Genomic DNA, 686 nt, shown 5'->3' with positions numbered 1-686 from the left:
TTCCGGAACCTTGAAATCGGCGTCCGGATCCCAGCCGTAGAATTGCTTAGTCAGCCGAACTTCTTCGGCGCCCAGTGGCTCGCCGTGGGCTTTGTTTGTGTCATGCTTGTGCGGCGCGCCATAACCGATATGGCTTTGAACGATGATCAGCGTGGGGCGGTCATGCGTATCGATGAACGTCTGATAAGCCTTCTCCAGCAACATCAGATCGTTTGCATCGCTTACCCGCTCGACATGCCATCCGTACGCGAGGAAGCGGGTTGCCACGTCTTCGGTGAATGTAAGGCCAGTCGGCCCCTCGATGGTGATGTGATTGTCGTCATAAATCCAGCAGAGGTTCGACAATCTGAGGTGTCCAGCCAGCGATGCCGCCTCGTTGCTGAGCCCTTCCATCATGTCGCCGTCACTGCACAGCGCATAGACGTTGTGCGAGAACAGATCATAATCGGGTCGATTGTAGGTGGCCGCCAGCCACCGTTCCGCAATTGCAATGCCGACGCTTGTTGCCGCACCTTGTCCGAGTGGCCCCGTTGTGGTTTCCACGCCCGAGGTCCAGCCATATTCGGGATGTCCCGTGCAATGGCTGCCTGCCTGGCGAAAACTCTTGAGATCGTCCAGCGTCACGGCAAGCCGGTCGCCCGTTGGATAGCTCGCGCCCTTTGCCTTGACGCCGCACAGGTGAAGCC

General features: G+C 58.3%; 1 pseudogene. It reads right to left on the bottom strand.

The annotated features are described in order from the left end of the window. Positions 1–686 (bottom strand): annotated as a pseudogene (locus tag EN935_RS38985) (transketolase); the annotation flags it as partial.

It is taken from the genome of Mesorhizobium sp. M7D.F.Ca.US.004.03.1.1, assembly GCF_003998635.1.
GTDB classification, from domain to species: Bacteria; Pseudomonadota; Alphaproteobacteria; order Rhizobiales; family Rhizobiaceae; genus Mesorhizobium; species Mesorhizobium loti.
The sequence above is the reverse complement of the archived record's forward strand: the minus strand, read 5'-3'. Positions and strand labels throughout refer to the sequence as shown.